19 protein-coding genes are annotated in these 22063 nt (G+C 64.7%); 10 read left to right on the top strand and 9 right to left on the bottom strand.

The annotated features are described in order from the left end of the window. Positions 1-379: 379 nt before the first annotated feature. The 8 genes from ugpC to AB0M74_RS23820 form a co-directional block, all read right to left on the bottom strand. Positions 380-1456, bottom strand: coding sequence for a sn-glycerol-3-phosphate ABC transporter ATP-binding protein UgpC (gene ugpC, locus AB0M74_RS23785; RefSeq protein ID WP_366528477.1), 1077 nt, complete (start codon positions 1454-1456; stop codon positions 380-382). Between the two features lie 88 nt (positions 1457-1544). Further along, on the bottom strand, positions 1545-2873 hold the full coding sequence (locus AB0M74_RS23790) for an ABC transporter substrate-binding protein (RefSeq protein WP_366528478.1): 1329 nt from the start codon (positions 2871-2873) through the stop codon (positions 1545-1547). Positions 2874-2892: 19 nt separating this feature from the next. Further along, positions 2893-3684 (bottom strand): carbohydrate ABC transporter permease, encoded by a 792-nt coding sequence (locus AB0M74_RS23795; RefSeq protein ID WP_366528572.1) that lies wholly within the window; start codon positions 3682-3684, stop codon positions 2893-2895. Between the two features lie 71 nt (positions 3685-3755). Next, positions 3756-4685, bottom strand: a complete 930-nt coding sequence (locus AB0M74_RS23800; RefSeq protein ID WP_366528479.1) for a sugar ABC transporter permease — start codon at positions 4683-4685, stop codon at positions 3756-3758. Between the two features lie 301 nt (positions 4686-4986). Then, entirely contained in the window at positions 4987-5904 is a 918-nt protein-coding gene (locus AB0M74_RS23805) for a L,D-transpeptidase (protein ID WP_366528480.1), read from the bottom strand. Positions 5905-6271: 367 nt separating this feature from the next. Continuing rightward, positions 6272-7654, bottom strand: a complete 1383-nt coding sequence (locus tag AB0M74_RS23810) for a cytochrome P450 (protein WP_366528481.1) — start codon at positions 7652-7654, stop codon at positions 6272-6274. A 45-nt stretch (positions 7655-7699) separates the two neighbouring features. Then, positions 7700-8977, bottom strand: a complete 1278-nt coding sequence (locus tag AB0M74_RS23815) for a serine hydrolase domain-containing protein (RefSeq protein ID WP_366528482.1) — start codon at positions 8975-8977, stop codon at positions 7700-7702. A 59-nt stretch (positions 8978-9036) separates the two neighbouring features. Continuing rightward, on the bottom strand, positions 9037-9573 hold the full coding sequence (locus AB0M74_RS23820; RefSeq protein WP_366528483.1) for a DUF6764 family protein: 537 nt from the start codon (positions 9571-9573) through the stop codon (positions 9037-9039). 234 nt (positions 9574-9807) lie between these two features. Between AB0M74_RS23820 and AB0M74_RS23825 the strand changes: the two genes are divergently transcribed. Continuing rightward, positions 9808-10440: a hypothetical protein gene (locus AB0M74_RS23825; RefSeq protein WP_366528484.1), complete on the top strand. Its 633-nt coding sequence runs from the start codon at positions 9808-9810 to the stop codon at positions 10438-10440. Between the two features lie 63 nt (positions 10441-10503). Then, on the top strand, positions 10504-12033 hold the full coding sequence (locus AB0M74_RS23830; protein ID WP_366528485.1) for an MFS transporter: 1530 nt from the start codon (positions 10504-10506) through the stop codon (positions 12031-12033). A 43-nt stretch (positions 12034-12076) separates the two neighbouring features. Here AB0M74_RS23830 and AB0M74_RS23835 read toward each other — a convergent pair whose 3' ends face one another. Then, positions 12077-12751, bottom strand: coding sequence for a S1 family peptidase (locus AB0M74_RS23835; RefSeq protein WP_366528486.1), 675 nt, complete (start codon positions 12749-12751; stop codon positions 12077-12079). 560 nt (positions 12752-13311) lie between these two features. Here AB0M74_RS23835 and AB0M74_RS23840 point away from each other — a divergent pair. The 8 genes from AB0M74_RS23840 to AB0M74_RS23875 are packed head-to-tail and all read left to right on the top strand — an operon-like array spanning position 13312 to position 21908. Beyond that, the gene (locus AB0M74_RS23840; RefSeq protein ID WP_366528487.1) at positions 13312-14130 is read left to right on the top strand and encodes an ABC transporter permease; all 819 of its coding nucleotides are present in this window, start codon (positions 13312-13314) and stop codon (positions 14128-14130) included. Between the two features lie 4 nt (positions 14131-14134). After that, positions 14135-14998, top strand: a complete 864-nt coding sequence (locus AB0M74_RS23845; RefSeq protein WP_366528488.1) for an ABC transporter permease — start codon at positions 14135-14137, stop codon at positions 14996-14998. A 39-nt stretch (positions 14999-15037) separates the two neighbouring features. Then, positions 15038-16525, top strand: a complete 1488-nt coding sequence (locus AB0M74_RS23850; protein ID WP_366528489.1) for an MCE family protein — start codon at positions 15038-15040, stop codon at positions 16523-16525. Next, complete coding sequence (locus tag AB0M74_RS23855) at positions 16522-17550, top strand: MCE family protein (RefSeq protein WP_366528490.1); 1029 nt, start codon at positions 16522-16524, stop codon at positions 17548-17550. The genes AB0M74_RS23850 and AB0M74_RS23855 overlap by 4 nt, the downstream gene beginning before the upstream one ends. After that, on the top strand, positions 17550-18545 hold the full coding sequence (locus AB0M74_RS23860; RefSeq protein WP_366528573.1) for an MCE family protein: 996 nt from the start codon (positions 17550-17552) through the stop codon (positions 18543-18545). The genes AB0M74_RS23855 and AB0M74_RS23860 overlap by 1 nt, the downstream gene beginning before the upstream one ends. Further along, the gene (locus AB0M74_RS23865; RefSeq protein WP_366528491.1) at positions 18542-19633 is read left to right on the top strand and encodes an MlaD family protein; all 1092 of its coding nucleotides are present in this window, start codon (positions 18542-18544) and stop codon (positions 19631-19633) included. Before AB0M74_RS23860 ends, AB0M74_RS23865 begins: the two co-directional genes overlap by 4 nt. Next, complete coding sequence (locus AB0M74_RS23870) at positions 19630-20733, top strand: MCE family protein (protein WP_366528492.1); 1104 nt, start codon at positions 19630-19632, stop codon at positions 20731-20733. Before AB0M74_RS23865 ends, AB0M74_RS23870 begins: the two co-directional genes overlap by 4 nt. 5 nt (positions 20734-20738) lie before the next feature. Next, positions 20739-21908, top strand: coding sequence for an MlaD family protein (locus AB0M74_RS23875; RefSeq protein ID WP_366528574.1), 1170 nt, complete (start codon positions 20739-20741; stop codon positions 21906-21908). Positions 21909-22063: the final 155 nt, after the last annotated feature.

The raw sequence follows: 22063 nt of genomic DNA on the forward strand, positions 1-22063 counted from the left end.
CTCGGTGCGCTCCTTCGTTGTCCACCCGGCCATGGCGGCGTCGATGCCGCGCGTCGCCGCAAGTGCGCCTTTGCGGGGATATCGACTCCCCGTTCGGTCAGTGCCAGCACCGAGCGCCTGCCGTCGGTTGATGCGCGGCTCGCCGCTAGACGCTCAACGAGCGCGGCTGGATCGGGCGGACCGCCGACAGTCGCTACCCGCTGACCGCGAACGGCAGGGATGCGCACGCGAAGGCAGCGAAGACAGTCGGGCCGGGTTCGGGCAATGTCCACCGTCGGCGTCGGTGATCAGGATTTCGACACGATGATGGATGTGCTGCAACGAATGATGACCAACCTGGAGCAGCACGGTTGAGGATGGTGACCGCGATATGGCCGCGTCAGCGCAGGCGCTGTTCGGTGGCGCCGTCGAAGAAGAAGACCTCGTCGAGCTTCGGGCGCAGCCGCAGGTTATCGCCGAGTGCGACCTGGAAGCGGCGATCGACCCGAGCGACGATCTTGCCCGAGCGGCTGTTCCACTCCTCGGTGGTGCCGTGGCTGTAGATGAAGGACTCGGCGCCGAGTTCTTCCACGAGTTCGGCGGCGACAGCGAGGCTGTCCGGTTCGGTGGTGACTTCCCAGGATTCCGGGCGCACGCCGACGACAACGCGATCGGATTGCACACTGTGTGGCAAGGGAATTCGCAGGTCGCCGAGGACTGCCGCGTTCTCACGCACTGGTGCGTCGAGCAGATTCATGCCCGGCGAGCCGATGAAACCGGCGACGAAGGTGTTGACCGGATCGTCGTAGAGTTCGCGCGGCGCGGCGATTTGTTGCAGCTTGCCCTCGCGCAGCACCGCGACCCGGTCACCCATGGTCATTGCCTCGACCTGATCGTGGGTGACGTACACCGTGGTGGTGCCGAGCCGCTTCTGTAGGGCGGCGATCTGAGATCGGGTGCTCACCCGCAGCTTCGCGTCCAGATTGGACAGCGGCTCGTCCATGCAGAACACCTGAGGCCGGCGAACGATGGCGCGACCCATGGCGACTCGCTGGCGCTGGCCGCCGGAGAGTTTCGCGGGCTTGCGGTCGAGCAGCGCCTCCAGTTCCAGCATCTTTGCTGCTTGCTGCACGCGAACCATGGTGTCGGCCTTGCTCATTCCCGCATTGCGCAAGGCGAAGCCCATATTCTGCGCGACGGTCATGTTCGGGTAGAGCGCGTAGCTCTGGAACACCATCGCTACGTCCCGTGCCCGCGGCGGCAGCCCGGTCACGTCCTTGCCACCGATCAGGATTCGGCCCGCCTCGACCGACTCCAGTCCGGCCAGCATGCGCAGGCTGGTCGACTTGCCGCAGCCCGACGGGCCGACGAGGACGATGAATTCCCCGTCGGCGATATCGATGTCGAGGCCGTCGACAGCAGGCGTCGGCGCACCGGGATACAGATGCGTCACCCCGTCGAAGTGCACTGTTGCCATGCTGTCGATCTCCTTGTGAGAATGCCTGCGCGCTCACGCAGGTCGGCCGTCGGATGCTCGCGTGTTGTCCGATGAGCGGTAGCGAAATTTACTTGGGCAGCTTCGGTGTGATCTGCCGGTCGATGATCGCCTGCAGCTGGCTGGAGACATTGGCGAAAGCCGTTGCCGGGTCCGCGTTCTGCAGCCCGATCTGCTCGAGCCCGGTGCCGATGATCTGGTCGCCACCCGGCACGAACACTCGTGCGTAGTCCTGTGACTTGGTCAACGGCAGCTGCTCGATGGCGACTTTCGCGTTCGGGTTCTTCGCCAGGAAGTCCACCTCGCTCGGATCGGTGACGGCCGACTTACGCACCGGCATGTAGCCGGTGCCCTGCGAGAAGTACGCCGTGTTCGCGGCGTTGGTGATGAACTCGATGAATGTGAGCGCGTTCACCTTCCGCTGGTCGGGGATGCGCGCCGGAATGGCGAGGCCCGCACCACCGGTGGTGACACCGGGTCCGTTCGGGTGCGGCAGGAACGCGGTGCCGAATTCGAGCTTGCCTTCGGCATTCTTCTTGATGCCCTTCAGATCGCCGGTGGAGGCGATGGTGGAGGCGATCACCCCGGTGCCGAAGTCGACCGCGATCTGCGGCTTGATGCCCGCGTACTTCTTGGTGTGGATCATCTCGCGCAGGAACTGGCCTGCCGCAATGGTTGTGGGATCGGTGAACTTCAGCGTCCACTGATCGGAGTAGGCGCCGCCGAAGGTCCAGTTCGGACCCTGGAAAGTCCAGGCCAGATAGTTCTTCGCGTCGCCCCAGCCGTGCGCGAGCTTGCCTTCGCCGACGACCTGCTGCAACTTCGGGCCCCATTCGTCGAATTCCTGCCAGCTCTGCGGTCCCCGGTCCGGGAGGCCGGCCTTCGACCACACGTCCTTGTTGTAGTAGAACAGCGGTGTCGAGCGGGCGTAGGGCAGTGCGTAGTGCTTGCCGTTGAACACATAGTCGGCGGCCAGCGAGTCGACGTAGTCCTCCAGCTGCACACCCGCGTCGCCGAAGTGCGCGTCCAGCGGTTCGATGGTGCCGTTGAGGGCGTAGTTGAACCACCAGACATCCGACAGCACAACGACATCGGGCAGGTCGCCACCGGAGAGTGCCGCATTGAACTTCTGCGACACCTCCTCGTAGTTCTTGCCCGCATCGACCAGGTTGACCTTCAGGTCCGGATACTTGGCCTGGAATCGGTTGATCAGCTCGGTCTCGAGTTCCTTCGAGGTGCCAGGGTGGTTCGACCAGAAGGTAATGGTGTTGGCGTCGCCGGACTGCTTGCCGCCACCGCCGCTGCCCGCACACGCGGTGAGCGCCGCGCCCGCGGCGACCGCGCCGGCCAGACCGATGAATCCGCGCCGCGACAATGCGGGGAATTGTGAAGTGGACACGTGGTTTCTCCTGTATCGGTTAACCCTTGACCGCACCCGAGGTGAGGCCCTTGATCATGTGGCGCTGCAGCAGCAGGAACACCAGCAGAATCGGCAGCATGGTGAGCAGCGTGCCCGCCATCACCGGTCCCCAGTTGGTGACGCTCGGATTCTCGGTGTTCTGCAGCAGGGTGAGGCCGACAGGCAGGGTGGCGACGGTGGTGTCGTCGGCCATCAGGAACGGCCAGAGGTATTCGTTCCACTCGTTGACGAGCGTGACAACGGCGAAGGCGACCATGGTCGGCCCGGACATCGGCAGTACCACCTTGATGAGCAGTCGCCACCAATTGGCGCCGTCCATCCTCGCCGCCTCGATCACCTCCGCGGGCAGCGAGAGGAAGTGGTTGCGCATCAGGAACGTGCCGAACGCGACGCCGCAGAGCGGAACGATGATGCCCTGGAAGGTGTTTCGCCAGCCCAGCTGAGCGATCAATGCGTAGTTGGAGATCACGGTGATCTGGTTGGGCACCATCAGCGCGGCGATAATGACGAGGAACACCACGTTCTTGCCGGGGAAGCGCAGGAACACCAGCCCGTAGGCGCTGAGGATGCCGAGCACGAATTTGACCGCCGCGATCACGCCGGTGACGATCAGCGAGTTGCGCAGGAACGTCCAGAACGGCAGTGCGGTCGTGGCTTCCGCGTAGTTCTCCGGATGCCAGCTGTGCGGCCAGTACACGGCGGGCTGGGTGTAGATATCGGGGCGCGCTTTGAACGAGGTGATGATGATCCAGAACAGCGGCACGCCCACGATGATCAGCACGCACAGCATGGCGGCGTAGCCGAGCAGCCGTACCAGCCGTTGCCGCGCCTGGTAGGAAGACGTGGTCGGTCCGACATGTTTCACTGCTCGCCTCGATCCATGATCCGCACCTGGATCAGCGTGATGGTCAGCAACACCAGGAACATGATGGTGGCCACGGTCGCGCCGTATCCGGCGCGGAAGTTCCGGAAGGACTCCTCGTAGACCTGGTAGACCATCGTCGTGGTTCCGGTGCCGAGCGGTCCACCCCGTGTCATCACGTTGATGATGTCGAAGACCTGCAGCGAGTTCAGCAGCACCGTGATGGACAGGAAGAACGTGGTCGGGCGCAGTTGCGGCAGCAGTACCTTGGTGAAGGTGGTCCACCGGCTTGCACCGTCCATCTCGGCGGCCTCCATCAGATCGGCCCTGGTGCCCTGTAATGCGGCCAGATAGATGACGAAGGTGTAGCCGAGGTTTTTCCAGATGTAGGTCACCGTCACCATGAACATCGCCCAGTGCGGGTCCTGGTAGAAATCCGGCACCTTGTCCACGCCTATGCGGTGCAGTACATCCTGGACCAGGCCGAAGCTGGGATCGAAGATGAACTGGAACGCCACACCGATGGCGGCCCCGGAGATGACGAACGGCGCGAAGATGGCCGAGCGGACTACATTGCGGCCGAAGAGTTTACGGTCGAGCAGCAGTGCGAGCGCCAGGCCGATAACCATGCTTCCGACGACGGCGGCCAGGGTGAAAACCACGGTGTTGGTGACGATCTGCCAGGAATCCGACCGGCCCCACCACTCACGGTAGTTGTCCAACCCGATGTAGGTCACGAAGGGGTCAGAGATGTTCCAGTCGGTGAACGACAGCCGGATGTTGTCCAGCAATGGTCGATAGACGAACAGCGTCAGCAGCGCGAGATTCGGTACCAGCAGCACGAAGAACAGTGCGTAGTCCTGCCATGGCCGACCCCTCGGTCCGCGGCCTCGGGGCTGTGGGAGTACTCGCTCAGGGCTGGTTCGCACAGCGCGGACTTTACGGAAATTAGCAAACGGCCGGTTAACATCACCTGCCAACCTGCTGAATCTTCCAAACACGGACCAAGTGAAGCAAAAGCCGAACACTACGATCGGACTTTGCCCGAATTGATCGTAATGTTCGGCTCTCGGTCACTTGGTCAAGTCACCGTGCCCATGCCGTTCGCGACAACCGATTCGCGTGGACACGGGTAACTCGGCGGGGCGCTCGAAGGCCGGCCAGGCGGCCGATCACCAGTCCGCGACGTCATCGTAGAGATACCCGACGACCCGAAGAGGCGGGCGAGCCCTACATGTTCCAGTCGCCCAAACCGTCACCAGCGCTCAGGGTGCCGCCGTTGGTGTTCTGCACGATGACCGGGTCGCCCTTCTTGGTGTTCTCCAGGAACCACTTGGCGTTCTCGGTGCTCACGTTCAGGCAGCCGTGGCTGGCGTTCGAAACACCCTGCTGCGCGACCGACCACGGGGCAGCGTGCACGAAGATGCCGCTGGTGGAGATCCGAGTGGCGTACTCGACCTCGAGCTTGTAGCCCTCGGGATCGGTGATCGGGACGCCGTAGGTGGACGAATCCATCGTCATCTTGCGCAGCTGCTCGCCGACGTAGTACGTGCCGTTCGGGGTTTCGTGCTTGGTCTTGCCCATCGAGGTCGGCATTTCCTTCACGACCTCACCGTTGAGGGTGATCGTGATGGTGTGGGTGGTGTCGTCGGCCGTGCTGACCAGCGCGTCGCCGATGCGGAAGGCGCTGCGGGTGTCGCCCGCCTGCACGGTCACGTCGGTGTTGGCCGGCCAGAAGTCGTTCGGCCGCCAGCGCACCTGCTTGTCGCTGACCCAGCGGAAGTGGCCGGGCGCCGGAGCCGACGAGGTGACCTTGATGGCCTTCTCGGCGGTGGCGCGATCGGCGACCGGGTCCACGAAGGTGATGATGATCGGCTGCGCCACGCCAACGGTCTCGCCGTCGGCGATGTTGATCGACGGCGGCGCGAAGTTCGCCATCGGCGTCGGTTCGGTGGCTGCGGCGGAGGAGGAGCCGGTGCCGCCGGGCAGCGGTGCGGCCTGGGCGGGCGCGATCAGCGCAGCGCCGGCCGTCGCGATCGCCGCGGACAACAGGACGCCCTGCCGAATCCGGCGGGCCAGCTGCGCTCTCCGGTGTGTAGATGGCAACGACCTGGTGTGCAAAGCGACATGCATAGGTTTCTCGTCCATTCCATTTCTCAGCCCGCCTGTAGCGAGCGAGATCTTTCATAGGCGCGGAGCCTCTCGAGGCACCCCACGAATGTGTTGCGGAACCAGTGACACGGCTCCACGGATGAAGCGCGGAGCCCATGACGTGGCCCCGCGGGCATTTGACGCACCCGCCCCTGACGTCCATTTCTACCGTCGAGCGCGGCTCGAAGCCACCCGCTTTTCACATTGATTCGTGCTGACTGGTTTATGTGAGACATGTCACAGCGGCCAAGGGTGGTCGCCGACTTTCGTGAAAATCGCCGGTCACACCGGCGAGTCTCGAGCCCGGCGCGGGGCAGGCCGGTTGAGCGGCCGTAGCTGACACCAAACCGGTTCGTGATGTAAATCACGCCACAACATCGAAGGGGATCGACCGTCGCGGACCGGTCGCGATGTTGTGTGGCACTGACAGCGGCGCCCGCCCACGCCCATAGCGTCGCGCCAGCCGCAGCCGAACTCGGCCGAGGATCGTCGCCAGCACGATCCGCAGTTCGTAGTCGGCCAGCGATGCCCCGACGCAGCGCCGGTGACCGCCGCCGAACGGTGCGAACTCGAACGGTCCGTACCGGCGCTCGAGGAATCGCTCGGGCCGGAACTGCCCGGGCTCCGACCACACCCGCGGTTCGGAATGCAGCAGCGGTACCGCGACGCCCATGGTGTCGCCGGCCGCGAGCGGGACTCCGAGCAGCGAGAACGGCGCGGTGACCCGGCGCAGCACGATCGGGACCGTGGGATGCAGACGCAGCGTTTCCTGGCACACGGCGTCGAGATAGGGCAGACCCGCCAGCTCCAGTGACGTCGCCTCCGGGCCCGCGGCCGGTATTTCCGCCCGCAGCCGACCCAGGGCCTCTGGTTCCCGATGCAGATGGAACAGTGCCCACACCAACGTGGTCGCGGTGGTCTCGTGCCCCGCGACCAGCAGGGTGCGCAGCTGCTCACACAGATCGGCGTCGGAGATCGCGGTGCCGTCGTCATAACGTGTTGTCAGCAGCATCCCGAGGATGTCGGCCGATCGGCTCGGCTCGTTCTTGCGCCTGGCGATATCGGCCAGGATCAGTGCGTCGAGCCGGTCGCGCGCCGCGACGAACCGGTCCCACGGGGCCTGTCCGAATAGTCCGTGGCGCAGCACCGGCAGCAGCATCAGCGGCCCGGAAAACGCGGTGAGGAATGTGGTGATCGCGCTGGTGTACGCGGCCCGCCGCTCGTGGCTGTCCACTCCGAAGACGGCCTCCAGGATGACCCGCAGGGTGATGGCCCGCGCGGCGGCCTGTGAGTCGATGCGTCTGCCCGGCCGCCAGGCCGGGCCGGATCCTGCTGTGTCACTGGATATTTCGTCCAGTGTCGAATCGCGGATGAGCTCACCGTAGGCACGAATGCGGGCGCTGTGGAAGGCGGGTGCGAGCAAAGTCCGGTCCTGCCGGTGCCGCTCGCCCGCGACGAGGATGAGCGACGCGCTGCCGACCAGCGGTTCGATCGGATTCGGCCGCGGCGGTTCGAGCAGGTCGGTCGGCGCGCGAAACATCTCGCGGGCGCCCTCGGGCGTTCCGGTGAACAGCACCGAACCGAAGCCGGGAAAGCGCACGAAGAATGGATCTCCTTCGTGCGCCCGGCGCCAGCGGAAGTACCGCTCGAAATCGATGCCCGCCGCAAGTGCGTGCGCGACTACCAGCCTCGGCGTCCGTGGGACAACCGGTGCTGATTCACCGTGCTGCGGTGTACCGACATCCATACCTATAGGTACGAACCGATCAGCTTCGCGGTTCGACGCGCCGCATCAGGACGGCGGCTCGATCAGATCGACCGCGCCGTCGGTGGCCTGCCGGTATTTGCGCACGATGTTGCCCGCGATGGCCGCGACCTTCGCGAGCCGGGCGTCACCGAGCGCGGTGACGGCATTGCCGAGCCGGTTGGTGACGAAGGCGATCGACATGCCGAGCAGAGGGTCGGCATAAGCGCCCGAACCACCGATGCCGTAGTGCCCGAAAGCTTTGCGCGGCTGCTGCTTGGACATCAACACCGGACGGTGATAGCCGAGGGTGAAGCGCAGCGGGAAGCCGAGCACGTAGTCGCGGTGTTCGGATGGCTGCACCTGGTTGATGGTTTCGATCGTCTCCGGCTGCAGGAACTGCACGGTCTCGATCCCCTGGGTGCCGCGATCCACCTCGACCCGCCCGCCATTGGCGAGCGCACCGTACATCTTGGCCAGTGCGCGGGCCGAGAACACGCCGTTCCAACCCGGCATCACCGCATCGTGCACCCGCGGATCGCGAACCAGTTCATCGAAGCTCTCCGGCATACCCGCCTCGGCGAGTCCGCGGCTCGGCCGCACCCAGGACAGCACCGAAGATGCGGTGTTCCAGCGGATTCCGGGCGGGCTCAGGTGCGGGAAGATCTTCGCGATCCGGTAGCGCTCGGATTCCGGTACCTGAAACCAGAATTCGTCGCTGCCCAGCGGTACGGCGATCTCCCTGCGCAGCACGTCGGTGAACGGATCACCGGTCACCCGCTGCACGATTTCGGCAACCAGCCACCCGAAGGTGATTGCGTGATAGCCGGAAGAGCGGATGCGGCGCGGGTCGGCCGGGCTCTCGGCGAGGGCCCGCACCACCGCGTCGTAGTCGAGGATGCCTTCGCGGCCGGGCACCAGCCCGCGCACTCGGTGCAGCCCGGCCCGGTGCGACAGCACATCACGCACCGTGATGTCGGCTTTGCCGTGTGCGGCGAACTCCGGCCAGTACTCGGCCACCGGCGCCTCGTAGTCGATGAGGCCGCGTTCGGCCAGCCGGTGCACCACCGTGGAGGCGACGCCCTTGCCGGTGGAGAAGGTAAGTGCCACGTTGCCGCCGTTCCAGCGGCGATCCTTGGCCGCCCACCCGGCCCAGATATCGACGACGGGCCTACCGTCGAGATAGATCGCAAGGGCGCCGCCGCCGCGGTTGGGCTGGGTGAACATGCCGAAGAAGTGGTCGGCCAGTCGGACGAACCTCGGGTCGACGAGCATTTCTCGGGGCGCTGCCAGTCGCCTGCCGGATGGTTGGAAGGCAGAAACCATGCGTCGCACCTCCTGACCAGGGGACGGCCGAAGCGGGCACGAACTCAGCGGCCGGACGTTCAGCCTATCGCGGCGGCCGCGGTTTGCCAGCGACCGAACGGAGTTGCCAGGCAGGTGGCGCCGGTCGCCGAACTCCAGGCGAGTGCCGCCGATCCGAGGCAGACCACGGCGTTGTCCGCGGATTCGACACCGGCGCGCGATCCGTCCAAGGCAATCGACACCGCGAGGACCGGCGTGCCGGCGCCGCGCCCGCCCGGATCGGAAATCGAGGTCAGAGCCACGGCATCCCTGCCGATACCGATCGCGATCGGAATCCCGCCCGCCCCTTCGCTCGCGCCGACGCCACCGGCGGCGCCGATCCCGAAGGCGATCGCGCCGAAGGTCGCGTTCGCGTAGCCGACGCCGTCATACCCTGCGGCGCGGGCTCGGCTGAAGGTATCGCTCACGGCCCGGCACGCGGTGCGTCCATCGATAACGGTGATGTCGATCCCCTGGTCCGATGAGCAGTGCACATCGGTTGCTGAGGCTGCTGCCGGCAGCAGTAAGGAGGTGCCCATCGTGGCGGTCGTGCAGACGATTGCGCTGATCAGCTTCACGGACAACTCCTCTCGCAGTGGAATTCCCACCATACTCAGATTGGTTGCTGGGAATGCGATTCCGCTGGTTGGCTGCGGTACCGCGGGTATTGACCGGCCGCTGTGCCGTCTTCGACTCGACGTTCGCGCCGCGCATGGTGTATGCATGGCGTGGTATTTCAAGCTCTGCATGGTCAACTTCGGATTCTGACGGGGGTGTGAGTTCGGAGCGTTACAGCTCGGGAGGACTGTTACGTGTCTGGTCGACTTCACTCGGGGCGGCTCGCTGTTGCCGCCGTCGCGGCGGTAGCCGCTGTTGCCGCGATCTTTGTGGCGGGATGTGGTTCCACGATCAGTGGTTCTGCACAGCCTGCGATGAACAATGGAACGGTCGATGCGATATCGACAACAAGCACTCCGAAGACCTCGTTGGCCAGGCCGACGACCGGCAAGCCGACACCGACTTCGGCGGATCGTGGCGGCAGCACCGACTTCCAGGCCAACGTCGGTGACTGCGTGACCCTGGGCGGTACGGTGTCCGATGCCACCATCGCCAAGGCGTCCTGCGGCAGTCGGGCATCGAACTACAAGGTGGTCGGCAAGGCGCCGAACAACGGCCAGTGCATCAGCGACCGCGACAACTACTATGCGGAAACCCTCAACGGCGTCGAGCAGGGCGCGCTCTGTCTCGATATCGACTGGGTCGTCGGCGGCTGTATGGATGTCGGCGGCGAGGATCCCAAGCGCATCGACTGCACCGAGCGCGGCACCCAGCGTGTGAAGGTGACCAACATCCAGCAGAACGCCGACGATGCGGGCGCCTGCAGCAGCGGCACCGGATTCACCTACCCGGTCAGGCATTTCGTGGTCTGCGTTCAGGAGCTCTGAGCCGGCGGGTATCCCCAGCAGCGGTCACCGGCGGAATCCTGGCCCTGCGGCTAGGTTGGGTGGGTGAGCACCCTCGAGCTGCCCCGCTTACATTCGGCCAAGGGCCGCTGGATCCTGCTGGCGACCATTCTCGGGTCGTCGGTGGCCTCGCTCGATGCCACCGTCGTCAACATCGCGCTGCCGCGTATCGGTGAGGCACTGGACACCGATGTCGCAGGCCTGCAGTGGACGCTCAACGGCTACACGCTCACGCTGGCGTCGTTCATCCTGCTCGGCGGATCTCTCGGTGATCGCCTCGGCCGCCGCAAGGTCTTCGTCTGGGGCACCATCGGTTTCGCTATCGCCTCGGTACTGTGTGGTGCCGCGGTGAACATCGAGATGCTGGTCTTCGCCCGCATCCTGCAGGGTGTGGCAGGCGCCATGCTGACGCCGGGCAGCCTGGCGCTGATCTCCTCGTCCATCGATCAGCGCGACCAGGGTGCGGCGATCGGGCTGTGGTCGGGGTTCGGCGGCGTCGCGGGTGCGCTCGGCCCGTTCCTCGGTGGCTGGTTGATCGACGTGGCGGGCTGGCAATCCATCTTCTTCATCAACGTGCCGCTTGCGGTGGTCGTTGTGCTGGTTGCGCTGCGGCATGTGCCGGAAAGTCATGACCCGAATGCGTCCGCGCGCTTGGATATTCCCGGCGCGGTGGTCGTCGCGCTGGCACTGGGCGCGCTGACCTTCGGTTTGATCGATGCGATGCCGATGCTCATTGTCGCGGGCCTGCTGTTGCTCGGGCTGTTCGTGGTCATCGAAGTGCGTAGTGACCATCCGTTGGTGCCGCCGTCGTTGTTCACCGGGTCGATGACGCGGGAGGCGAGTGCGGCGCACGGTGTCGCCGCTGGGCCGTTCCCTTCGGGCGGGCGGGTGTTCACTGCCGCGAATCTGGTCACCCTGGCGGTCTATGCCGCCCTCGGCGGCGTCTTCTTCCTCCTGGTCATGCAGTTGCAGCTGGTGGCCGGGTACTCGCCGTTGATGTCGGGCGTCGCCACTGTCCCCGTCACGCTGATCATGCTGGTGCTCTCGGCGCCCGCGGGCCGATGGGCCCAGGTACACGGTCCACGCATCCCGATGACGGTCGGGCCGCTGCTCGCGGGCGGTGGGCTGGTGCTCTTGCTGCGCATCGGACCGGACACCGCCTATGTGACCGACGTGCTGCCCGGTGTGTTGTTGTTCGGCCTCGGCCTGTCGGTGCTAGTGGCCCCGCTCACCGGGGCGGTGCTCGGCGCGGTGCCCGCCAGCGAGGCCGGTATCGCCTCCGGTGTGAACAATGCCGTCGCCCGCACCGCTCAGCTGCTCGCTGTCGCCGCGCTGCCCGGGCTGGCCGGGATCTCCGGATCGCTCAGCGACCCGGTCGAATTCGATCGCGGGTTCGGTGTCGCTCTGTGGATCTGTGTCGGCCTGCTGGTGACCGGTGCGCTGCTGGCAGCATTACTGTTGCGGCAGCCGCGCCATGCACCGTTGCTGGACAACGTCGACTGCATGCCGCAGTGCGGCATGTCGGGTCCCGCGATGGCGCCCGCCGTGCACGAAGCGGCCGTCAACGAAAAATGAGCGGGCCCACGCGGGCCCGCTCATTACTTCCGACAGCGTTGGATCAGATCGGGTTGAAGCCCGCGCCGACGCCGCCACGCGCGTTGATGTCACCCATGATCGAACTCATGTTGGTGCCGACTTCGGGCCCGAAGCAGGCGACGGCGAGGTAGGCGTTCACCATGCCGACCAGCGTGCTGCCGACGACGACCGGCGCGCCGGAATCGCCTTCCACCACACACATCTGTGACCAGGTCTCCATATTCGTCCCGAAGACGTCGCCCCAGGAGATCCCGCAGGTGTTGCCGGTGGTGCGGCCCTCCTTGCAGACGATCATCGGGAACCGGGCCGGGCCGCCGATCCCGGTAATGGTCACGTTGCCGATGCGGTTCACCGGGGTGATCTTGCCTGGCTGGAACTCGATGACGGCGTAGTCGAGATCGTGATTGGAGTAGGCGAACCGGCCGATCTGGCCTGCGCCGCGGTCTGCCTCGGCGTACACCTGAGCGCCCGGGTCGCCGCAGTGTCCGGCGGTGAGGCCGACAAGTCGACCGGCGCCGTCGTAACCCACTGTGGTGACTGTGCATTCGTACTGATTGTCGATGATGATCCCCGAACCACCGCCCACGACCGGCGGGCCGGGTGCCGCGTCCGCTGCCCCTGCGCCCGTCCCGAGCAGCGCCGCACCAAGAGCTACGGCGAAGGCGGCGTTGGCCACCTTGGCGAGTTTGCTGAACATGTCCCTCCAGACGTCGGAAATCCGCACGATATCAATCTGTCGCACCCATCGTGTCAGTATTCGGCCCCGGGCGCGTCATGTACTGGCCACGGCCGGGAGTGGTGCAGTGGCCGCCTCATTTTTCGACATTTTAGGTCGAGCGTCTCTTACTAGCGTAATAGCAGTCTTCTATAAGCGATGTCGTTTGCGCATCGAGTTTGTGTTTCGGTGACAAGTTCGTTGTGCGTGTCCGGTGCTCCGAAACAAATGCGATTTTCTATGAATATTATCCTTGTAATTGCGTCGAGATACTGAACTCGGCGCTGATCTGCGCAGGTGAACTGTAACTTGTTCCAGAAGATGGACGGTTAACTTTGGGGCGTTCACCAACGTCCGTGCCGCGTCTCATAGCTTTTCGTGAACAGTGACACGCATCTATGACTGCAATCACATGACGATGGTGTGTTCTGCACTACTCCGTAGTAAGGTGCGTCAAGCAAAGCAAGTCGTCGGGGTTGGTTACCGGCGTCGAGAGGGGTTAGCCAGTGCAGTCGACCAAGAGTCCACCGTCGGAGTCGCGGATGAGTGATGCGGTTGATTGGGCAAAAGGTTACTGGCAAGACCATCCGAAGCGGTCACTCGAGACCTTTGGTCGGCAGATCACCATGGGATTCGCCGCCGTTGCCGAGCTGTTCATCGCGATATTCCGACGACGCTTTCCCTACAAAGAGTTCATCAAGCAGTGCGCTTTCATGTCGAGCGTCGCCGCGGCGCCGACGCTGTTGGTCGCCATCCCGATCGGTGTCATCGTTTCCATTCAGGTCGGTGCGGTCGCGGGCCAGGTCGGCGCGACCTCCTTCATCGGCGCGGCCAACGGTCTCGGCATCATCCAGCAGGGCGCACCGCTGGTCACCTCGCTGATGATCGCGGGCGCCGTCGGTTCGGCGATCTGCGCGGATCTCGGCTCGCGCACCATCCGCGAGGAGATCGACGCGATGCGGGTGATGGGTGTCGATCCGCTGCGCCGCCTTGTCGCCCCTCGGCTCGGTGCCGCGATGTTGGTCAGCGTGTTGCTCTGCGGCTTCGTTGTTTTCGTCGGATTCTTGACCGGCTACATTTTCAATATTTTCGCACAGAACGGTACGCCGGGTTCTTACGTCGGCACCTTCTCCTCATTCGCGGTGACCATCGATCTCCTTGTGGCACTGGTGAAATCGCTGATCTTCGGGTTGCTCGCGGCCATCATCGCATGCGATACCGGGCTCAATACCCGTGGCGGCCCCGGCGGAGTGGCGAACTCGGTGAACTCGGCGGTGGTCAGCTCCGCGATCATGCTGTTCGGAGTCAACCTCATCATCACCCAGATCTACAACGTACTTCTCCCCCCACAGGTGGTCTGAGCCGGTGTCATCAACTTATGTGCCGCCGCTGCTGCGGCCACTTCAGCAACTGAAGAAGTCCGCGCAGGCGCCGGTAAATCTCGTCGCGCGCCTCGGCCACCAGGTGTTCTTCTTCCTGCGGTCGATCGCGTCGATCCCGACGGCGCTCAAGCAGTATCCGAAAGAAGTGTGGCGGCTGCTTTCGGATGTCACCTGGGGCAATGGCAGTCTGGTCGTCGGCGGCGGCACCATCGGCGTCGTACTGATCCTCAGCGCGTTCGGCGGCATGACGGTCGGCATCCAGGGCTACACCTCGCTGAATCTGCTCGGCCTCAGCCCGATCACCGGCGCCATCTCGGCCTTCGCCACCACCCGAGAACTGGGACCGCTGTTGGCGGCCTTGGCATTTGCCGCGCAGGCAGGCTGTCGATTCACCGCGCAGCTGGGTGCGATGCGCATCTCCGAGGAGATCGACGCCCTCGACTCCATCGCCATCAAGCCGCTGCCCTACCTGGTGAGCACCCGGATGTTCGCGGCGATGGTCGCCATCGTCCCGCTCTACTGCCTCGGCCTCTCCATGGCCTACATCTCGTGCTCGCTGACCGTGCAGTTGATCGGAGGCACGTCGAGCGGTACCTACGCGCACTACTTCTATCAGTTCCTCATACCGACGGACGTGCTCTACTCACTGGCCAAGGCCATGCTGTTCGTCGCGATCACCACGTTCATCCAGTGCTACTACGGCTTCTTCGCCTCCGGTGGACCGGAAGGCGTGGGTGTCGCGGCAGGCCGGGCGATCAAGATGTCCATCATCGCGGTGGTGTTCGCGGACCTGTTCATGACGTTGGCGATCTGGGGCGTCAACCCCGGCATCCGGATTTCTGGGTAGGGCGAGATGATCATCGATCCGAGTGGGCGCGGACCCACCATGAGGCAGCTGGTCATCGCGGGCGTCTGCGGTCTGGTCGTCTTCACACTGATATTGGGCTTCCTGTTCGCCCGCTACACCGGCTATTTCGTGCCGAAGGTGAAGGTGGTCGCCAATCTGACCACCACCGGCGACGGACTGCCGAGCCAGGCGGACGTGAAGTTCCGCGGCGTGCTCGTCGGGGCTGTCAAGAACGTCAACGTGGCCGCCAAGGGCGAAGAGCAGAGGGTGCAGATCGAGCTGAAGCCGGAGTTCGCAGGCGACATCCCGTCGAATGTGACCGCCCGCGTGGTGCCGAGCAACCTGTTCGCCGTCACCTCGGTCGAGCTCGTCTTCAACGGACCTGCCGACCAGTACCTGCACGAGGGCTCACAGATCGCAGAGGACCGCAGCCAGGGCACTATCGCGCTGCAGGACACGCTGACCACGGTCCGCACCATCCTGGACAAGATCGACCCGGTGCAGTTCGGTCGCGTGCTGGGCACCCTGTCGCAGGCGCTCGACGGCAGCGGCCGGATGCCGGGCTCCACCGTCGAACGGCTGGATCGCTGGCTCACCGCGGTCGACGAGTCGATCCCGAATCTCGGTGTGCTGCTGGACGATTTCTCGCACTCGTTCCAGGCGCTCAACCAGTCCGCCCCGGAATTGCTCGACGTGCTCGGCAGCTCGGTGAAGACCGCACAGACGATCGCCGACCGCCGCACCGCGCTGATCGCCCTGATCTCCAACGGTGCGGGCACGGTGGACACCGTGAACGCACTCTTCGCGCGCAATGGTGACGTGGGCAAGCAGGTGACCGCCGGCACCAGCGACATGTTCGGTGCGCTGGCGGCCGATGCGAACTCGATCCCGGAGGCGATCGAGAGCCTGAACACTTCGCTGCGCAGACTGAGCCAGGCTTTCCATTGGGGCCCGCAGCGGCAGATGGTGTGGAACGCAGGAGTCACGCTCACCCCGTACAAGCCGTACACCTTGGACGACTGCCCCCGCTACGGCCCGCTGCCCGGTCCGAGCTGCGTCACCGCGCCGACGATCGCGGACCCGGGCTACCTGCCGGAGTCGATGCGGCCGCGAGCGCTGGATTCGGCGGCCGGCCTGCCGAGGCTGCCGCTGCCCGCGGGGCTGCCGGAAATCCCGGGTGTCACCGCTGCGGGTGGCACCACGGAGGCCACAGGCGCTCCCGGCTCGAACGGGCCGAGGTCCTCGAGTCCATTCGCGGGCACACCGCTGGAAGGGCTATTCCCCCAGCTGTTCCCGCCCGCACCCGGCGGCTCCCCCGCCCCCGCGCCTGCGACCAGGCCGGTGCCGGATCCTGGGCCGCCCGCGCGGCCGGCCAGCACCCCGTCGGCCGGTCCCATTGCGTACGAAGGAGATGCCGCGATCACCGCGCTGCTCGGGCGGCGTCCGACGACCGCCGAATATCTGTTGCTGAGTTCAGCGCTGCGTGGGGGAACCCTGCAGGTCACCGAGAGCGGTGAGGGCAAGTGAGCGTGCGCAAACCCCTGATCGGATTCGGTCTGTTCGCGTTGGTGTCGATCCTGGTGACCGTGGTCATCTGGAACACCCTCGCGCGCGTCGTCGACGGTGACACCAACAGCTACACAGCCACGTTCACCGATGTACTCGGTCTGCGTGAGGGCGACGATGTCCGCATGGCGGGCGTGCGGGTCGGCAAGGTCGAGAAGATCGAGCTCGACCGCAAGAGCGACGCCAAGGTGACGTTCATCGTGCAGCGCAACCAGACGATCTACGACGACACCAAAGCGCTTGTCCGCTACCAGAACCTGATCGGCCAGCGGTATATCGCGCTGGCGCCGGGCAAATCGGCGAGCCCGGCCGCACTGAAGAACAAGGCGAGCATTCCACTGGAACGCACCGAGCCGTCCTTCGACGTTTCGGCGCTGCTCAACGGATTCCAGCCGCTGTTCCAGGTACTGCAGCCCGAGCAGGTGAACAGGCTGTCGGAGACCTTCATCCGGGCGCTGCAGGGTGACGGTGTTTCGTTGAGCGCGTTCATCACTCAGGCCGCGACCCTGGCCACGGATTTCCAGCGCCGGGACGCAATTCTCAGCGATGTGATCACCAACCTCAGCGGCGTCATGCAGGGGTTGGCCAAGCGAGGTGATGAGTTGGAGACCTTGGTAACCCAGACCCGGTCACTGATCGGCGGTCTGTACGACCAGGGACAGTCCCTGCAGCAATCCACTGAGCAGATCGCGGATGCGACAAGCTCCCTGGTCGACATGGTCGGACTGGTGCAGCCGAAGATGAAGACGGCGCAGGACTCGACGAGCGCCGCACTGACGCTGTTGATCGCCAACGGCGCCAAGCTCGACCAGGCGGCCATCGACCTGCCCGGGATGCTCTCCAATCTCGGCAAGGCCACCCAGGACGGCGCCTACGCGAACGCCTACCTGTGCCGCCTGGATGTCTCGCTGTACGGCATCCTGCTCCCGCGCGGTCTGCTCCCACAGGTCGGTGGCAATGGACAGTCGGCGGTGTGCCGCCCATGATGACGAAAATCAGGTCCAGGTGGGACAGCAACCGGAACTTCTGGCTCGGCGTCATCGGCGCGGTGCTCGTCCTCGGGCTGCTGATCGGTTCGAGTGCCTACAAGCTGATCGGTGTCGGCGAGCAGACGGTGAAAGCCGAATTCGCCCAGACCGCAGGGGTCAAGGTCGGCGACAAGGTCAATGTGGCCGGCGTCCCGAGTGGCCGGGTTGCGGATGCGAAGCTCGAGGGTGGGCACATTCTGCTCTCCCTGAGCGTCAATGACGACATAGAGCTCGGACCCGATGCCAAGGCGTCCATCAAGATGGCCACGCTGCTGGGCGCCAGGTACGTGGATCTGGAGCCGGGTGACGGTTCGGGTCTGAAGGGCAATCGGATTCCGTTGTCCAACACCGCGGTTCCGTACAACCTTGCCGACGTGGTCGAGATCGGCACCCCGAAGTTCGAGGCGCTCGACACCAAGAAGCTGGCCACCTCGCTGGACATGATCAATAAGCAGATGGGTGATTCACCGCAGCTCACGGCGCAGGCGCTCGACAGCGTCGGCGTGCTGGCCAAGGTGCTGGACAGGCGCAAGGGCGAGGTCGACGGTTTGCTCAAGGATCTCGACCGGGTCACCAGGATTCTCGGCGACAATCGCAACAGCGTGCTGCTGGTGATCACCCAGGGTGAGGCTATCGCCAACCGGGTGATGGAGCGCCAGGGCCTGCTCCGCCAGCTGCTGGACAATGTTTCGACGCTCAGTAGGCAATTGCAGGAGATCGGTGCCGCGAACAACAACCAGCTCGGCCCGACCATCCAGCAGCTCAACACCATGGCCGAGGGTCTGCAGAAGAACAAGGACAACCTCGACCGACTGTTGCAGATCATGCCGGTGTCGGTGCGCCAGTTCAACAATGCGTTCGGTAACGGCCCCTACGGTGAGGTCGGCCTGCCGTGGGTGTTCCCCGATAACTGGTTGTGCTTCGCCCACATGATCGAGGGATGCCAGGGATGAACCTCAGGACCATCGCCAAGACCGTCGCGATCAGCGCCGCGGCGCTCGCGGTCGGCAGCTGCGCGATTCTGCCGAGCTCGGTGAACAACGCCTTGGGCAACCACATGCACATCACCGCGGACTTCGAAAACATCGCGGGTATGTACGAGGGCAATCCGGTGACGGTGCTCGGGCTGGAAGTCGGCAAGGTAGACAAGATCATTCCGAGGGGCACTCTCGTCGAGGTGCACCTGTCGATCGACTCCGGGGTGAAGATCCCGAAAGATGCGATGGCCGCGATTGTTTCGCCGTCCATCGTGACCGATCGGCACATCGAGCTCACCCCGGTCTACACCGAGGGCGCCACTATGTCCGACGGTGCCCACCTGCCGAAGGGGCGCACCAGAACACCGGTCGAGCTGGACACGATGATCAAGACCATCGATCAGTTCGCCGCCGCACTGAAGCCCGAACCCGGCTCCGAAGGCCTCGGCCCGCTCTCGGGCCGGGTGCTCTACCCGATGGTGAACGGGCAGGGCGAAAAGATGCGCGACACACTCAATGCGCTCTCCGGCGCGCTGAAGGTCGGCGTCGACAATAAAGACGCGGTTTCCAACATCATCGTCAAGCTGAACGAGCTGACCACGATGCTGGCCGAAAACGACCAGTCCGTCCGTGATTTCAGCAATCGGATGACGCAGATGACGGGACTGCTCGCGGATCAGGCGCCCGGCCTCGAGGCGACGCTGCAACAGCTCAACGACTTCCTGAACAACACCAGTTCGGTGTTCGTGCAGTACCAGGATCAGTTGTCGAGCTCGCTGCTCGGGCTGACGAAGGTGACCGACCAGCTGCGCGCCAACGCCCGTGGCGTCACGGAGGTCGTCGATCTCGCGCCGCTGCTCATGCAGAACCTCGATCGGTCGGTGAACAGGGAAATGGGTTTCATCCGACTGCACGGAAACCTCCCGACCTTCCTCAACGGCGAACTGTTGAGCGTGTTCTGTGAACGGATTCAGATGAAGCCGGACGGATGCCGAACCGGGAAGCTCGAGGACCTGGGACCCGACCTGGGAATTACGGCGGCGCTGCTGGGGATGACCAAATGACCAACCGGCTGATGAAGAACGCGAGCCGCACGCTGATCGCGTTGGCGGTAACGACCGGTGTGGCGGTGACCTCCGGTTGCGGATTCACCGTGGAGAAGCTGCCGCTGCCCAAGCCGGGTGCGAGTGGCGAAACCTATACCGTGCATGCGGTTTTCGAGAACGCGCTGAACCTGCCGGATCAGGCCAAGGTGAAGATCGGGGGGTCGGATGTCGGGGTGGTCTCCAACATCAGGACGAAGAACTTCCAGGCCATCGTCGATCTGACCATTCGCAAGGACATCGAGTTGCCCATCGGCAGCACCGCCGAGTTGCGTCAGGCCACGCCGCTCGGTGATGTCTTCGTCGCGGTGTCCAAGCCCAAGGCGGAGTCGGGCACACAGGTCCTGCACCAGGGTGACACGCTCGGTCTCGACAAGACCTCGGCGGGTGCCACCGTCGAGGAACTGCTCATCTCGGTCTCCATGCTGTTCAACGGCGGCGGAATCGCCGCGTTGAGCAAGCTGACCTCGGAGCTGGATTCGATTGTCGGTGGTCGCGGTGATCAGATGGCTCATCTGATCACCGAGATGACCGGTGTCGTCACAAGTTTGAACGACAACACCACCCGCGTCGATAACGTGCTCAACCAGTTCAGCGCGCTGGCGACGACCATCGAGACCAGGCGCTCGGAACTCGGTCAGGTCGCCGACACGCTGCCGCAGATGATCGGCGCGGTCGCCGAGAACAACCGGGCCATCGGCGATTTGCTGACCAAGCTTTCGACGACCAGCGCGGCACTCGGCGATTACGCCAGCAGCTCGGGCGGTCAACTGGCCAGCCTGCTCGACAATGTGCACCAGCTGATGGACGCGCTGGCCAGGACCGAACAGAACTTCGGACCGGCGCTGGATGCGCTGCACCAGATGAAACCCGGTGTCGACGCGTCGTTCCGCGGCAACAGCCTCGCGGTCTACGCGACCGCGACGAACCTCGACCTCAGCGTGCTGAGCGACCCGGCGCACGGCAAGATCCAAGATCTTCGTGACGTGGGCGATTTCGCGGGCAGCCTGATCACCGTCCTGCAGTTGATCCAAGCCCGAGTGACGGGGGCCTACAAGTGACCTGGCTGAAGAACCTGTTCGGGCGCAAACTCCTGTTGTCGAGCATCGGTCTGGTGCTGGTGTTCCTCGTCGGTGCCAGCTATCTGCTGGTGAGCGTTATGCGGGTGAACCCGCTGAAGTCCAACTACACCGTCACGGTGAATCTGGACCGCTCGGGCGGTCTGCAGCCCGGCAACGATGTGACGCTGCGCGGATACCGGATCGGCAAGGTGACCTCGATCGAGCTGACCGACCGCGGCCAGTCGATCGCCGCCAAGGCTCAAATCGACTCGAAGTACAAGATTCCGGTCGATACCGCGATCGCGGTGCAGGCACTGTCCGGCGCGGGCGAGCAATACGTCGATTTCCGGCCGGGCACCGAGCAGGGTCCCTATCTTCGCGACGGTTCGGTCATCAGGTTCGATCCGGAGAAGATCAAGACCCCGACCCCGGTGTGGTCGGTGCTGGACAACTCCAGCGCGCTGATCGCGCAGATCGACCCCGACAAGTTCGGCGCCATCCTCTCCGAGCTCGACATCGCGCTCAGTGGCGGCCCTGATCAGTTGCGCGGCATGGTGAACGGCATCAGCCTGGCCATGGCCGGCTTCGATTCGCTACTGCCGCAGACCCAGAACCTGATCACCAATCTGCGCACCATCGCCGACACCACCTCCCATGCCCAGCCCGATCTGGCCACGCTGACCCGCAATTCCGGTGCGTTGTTCGATCAGTTCAACAACGCCAACGCCGAATTGCAGAAGATTCTCGAGCAGGCGCCCGGCCAGCTGACCAGTCTCGGCGCGGTGCTGGACAAGACCGCGGACCCGATCACCAGTCTGGCCGCCAATTTCTCGGCGATGACCAAGGCCGCGCAGTTGCGCATCCCGGCGCTGCAAGCCCTGTTCCCTTCGTTGAAGGTCGGTCTGTCGGCGGCCGGTGTGCCCGCGCACGACGGCGAATTCTTCACCGTCGTCGACATCTGGGTTCGGCCGATCTGCCAGTACAAGCACGTGCCGCTGCGCAATGAGGTCATCCAGGACGGCTCGCTGCCGAAGTGGAACTACTGCGAGAGCCCGCCGCCGGGACTGCAGATTCGTGGTTCGGCGAACGCGCCACGACCGGACATTCCTGACAACGGCGCCCAGACACCGCCCAACGTGGATCCGAATGAAATGACCCTCCCACCGGTGCGGTGAGTCGACCCCCGCTGGTGACTGTGTGCAGGTCGCCCGAAACAACCCGCCGCGGTGGCGCTCGAGCCGGGCGGGGATACTCGCCCGCAGAGTGCGAAAGGTTCGCCGCATGCGAGCTGACAAGGCTGAATCGGCGTGCCAGAGCGCGCCGGGAAAGT

This window comes from Nocardia sp. NPDC051463 (assembly GCF_040681975.1).
Classification (GTDB): Bacteria; Actinomycetota; Actinomycetes; order Mycobacteriales; family Mycobacteriaceae; genus Nocardia.